This is a genomic window from uncultured Aquincola sp., from assembly GCF_964001545.1.
In the GTDB taxonomy this organism is placed as follows: domain Bacteria; phylum Pseudomonadota; class Gammaproteobacteria; order Burkholderiales; family Burkholderiaceae_C; genus Aquincola.
Genome location: NZ_CAXFDV010000285.1, coordinates 1 through 2376, shown reverse-complemented (window position 1 = coordinate 2376; position 2376 = coordinate 1). Strand labels below are relative to the sequence as shown.

General features: G+C 70.7%; 2 protein-coding genes and 1 pseudogene. 1 reads left to right on the top strand and 2 read right to left on the bottom strand.

Annotated features, from left to right (window positions below; genetic code table 11):
* Positions 1–1007 (bottom strand): AAA family ATPase (locus tag ABNT58_RS10035; RefSeq protein ID WP_348753342.1); only part of this gene is annotated, 1007 nt, incomplete at its 3' end.
* 5 nt (positions 1008–1012) lie between these two features.
* Positions 1013–1888 (bottom strand): NAD kinase, encoded by an 876-nt coding sequence (locus ABNT58_RS10030; protein WP_348753341.1) that lies wholly within the window; start codon positions 1886–1888, stop codon positions 1013–1015.
* Between the two features lie 68 nt (positions 1889–1956).
* On the opposite strand from ABNT58_RS10030, the pseudogene ABNT58_RS10025 reads away from it, so the two are divergent.
* A pseudogene (locus ABNT58_RS10025) lies at positions 1957–2376 on the top strand (heat-inducible transcriptional repressor HrcA); the annotation flags it as partial.

Below are 2376 nucleotides of genomic sequence, written 5' to 3'. Positions count from 1 at the left end.
GCGTCCAGCGCGGCCAGCTCGCTGCGCCACTGGGCCAGCAACGTGGGCAGCTCGGCCGGCGCGCGGCGGTAGCGGCGGGCCAGGCTCATCCAGGCGCCCAGGCGGGCATCCAGCTGTTCCAGCCGCTGCGGATCGACCTCGGTATGGCCCAGGTAGCCATGCAGCGTGTGGGCGGCGTCTTCCAGCTGCGCCTGGGCGCCGCGCAGCACCTCGATCACGTCGGCCAGGCGGGCATCGTGGTGCACCACGTCGCCCAGCGCGTCGATGGCGCGCGAGGTCAGGCCGTCGGCGCTGGTGTCGGCCTCGGCCACCGCGTCCAGCGCCTGGCGGCCGGCGTCCAGCAGCGCCTGCGCGTGGGAGGCGCGCTGGTGCTCGGCATTCAGCTCGTCCCATTCGTCGTCGCCGGGGGCCAGCTTGTCCAGCTCGCCGATCTGCCAGGCCAGGCGCTCACGCTCACGCTCGATGCTGTCGCGCTGGGCGCGGGCGGCTTCCAACGCTTCGCCAGCGGCGCGCATCGCGGTCCAGGCGTCGGTCAGCGGCTGGGGGTCCAGGCCGGCCTGGGCGTCCAGCAGCGCGCGCACGGCGGCCGGGCGGGTCAGGCTTTGCCAGGCATGCTGGCCGTGGATGTCCAGCAGGTGCTCGGCCGCTTCGCGAAGCTGCGCCAGTGTGGCGGCATGGCCGTTCACCCATGCGCGGCTCTTGCCCTGGGCGTCGATGGAGCGGCGCAGCAGCAGCACGCCGTCGTCGGCGCTGCCGTCGAAGCCGGCTTCGGTCAGCCAGCCGGTCAGGCTGGGCGGCAGGTCGAACTCGGCGGTGATGTCGGCACGGGCCGCGCCTTCGCGCACCACGCCGGCGTCGCCCCGGCTGCCCAGCGCCAGCTGAAGCGCATCGATCAGGATGGACTTGCCGGCGCCGGTTTCACCGGTCAGCACCGAGAAGCCGGGCTGGAGGTCGATCTCCAGCGACGGCACGATGACGAAATCGCGCAGGGCCAGGCGGCGCAGCATCGGTGTCAAACCCCTTCGTACCAGCGCAGCTTGCGCCGCAGCGTGGCGTAGTAACTCCATCCGCGCGGGTGCAGGAAGCGCACCTTGTGCGCCGAGCGTTGCACGCGCACTTCGTCGCCGTGCAGCAGGCTGGTCAGGCTGTGCATGTCGAAGTTGGCCGAGGCGTCGCGGCCGGCGACGATCTCCACCGTGATCTCGGCCGCGTCGGGCAGCACGATGGGCCGGTTGGACAAGGTGTGCGAAGCGATCGGCACCAGCACCCAGCCCGCGATGCCCGGGTGCAGGATGGGCCCGCCGGCCGACAGCGCATAGGCGGTGGAGCCGGTGGGCGAGGCGATGATCAGCCCGTCGGCCCGCATGTTGGCCACGAACTCCTCGCCGATGTGGATGCGCAGTTCCACCATGCTGGCGGTGGCGCCGCGGCTGACCACCACGTCGTTCAGCGACATGCTCTCGAAGATCGGCCGGCCGTCGCGCCAGACGCCGCCGCCCAGCATGCTGCGGTGTTCTTCTTCGTAGTCGCCGTCCAGCATCGGCGCCAGCGCCTCGCGGAAGTGCGCCACCGTGATGTCGGTGATGAAGCCCAGCCGGCCCTGGTTGATGCCGACCAGCGGGATGTTGTGGCGCGCCAGTTCACGGGCGATGCCCAGCATCGTGCCGTCACCCCCCACCACCACGGCCAGGTCGCACTGCTGGCCCATTTCGGCGGGCGTGAGTGCGGCGTATTCGGCGGCCATGCCGGTGTTGTTGGCGGTGGCGCGCTCCATCGAGACTTCGAGTCCGCGGCTCAGCAGGAACTGCGCGATCTCCTCGAGCAGCGCGCGCATGCCCTGGGCCTGGAATTTGCCCACGATGGCTGCATGTCGGAAGCGGTTGCCCATGGCGAAGGATTACACCATCACCGCATGGCAGCCTCGTGGCGAAGGCCTCTTCCGTACAATGAAAGGCCATGCTCGACGAGCGCGCCAAAACCCTGCTGAAGACCCTGGTCGAACGCTACATCGCGGACGGCCAGCCCGTGGGTTCGCGCACCTTGTCCAAGGCGTCGGGGCTCGACCTGTCGCCGGCCACCATCCGCAACGTGATGGCCGACCTGGAGGAGCTGGGCCTGATCGCCAGTCCGCACACCAGCGCCGGGCGCATTCCCACAGCGCGCGGTTACCGCCTCTTCGTCGACACCATGCTCACCGCGCGGCCCTTTGGTGCGGCCGACCTGCCGGCCGACATGGCGGCAGCGGGCGGCCACCTGCAGCCCGACCAGCCGCAGCGCGTCATCGCCACCGCGGCGCACATGCTGTCCAACCTGTCCAACTTCGTGGGGGTGGTCACGGCGCCGCGCAAGACCAGCGTCTTCCACCACATCGAGTTC

What these genes read in the sequence shown, in the direction of transcription:
- ABNT58_RS10030 (WP_348753341.1), bottom strand. Translation starts at nt 1,888, where the DNA reads ATGGGCAACCGCTTCCGACATGCAGCCATCGTGGGCAAATTCCAGGCC.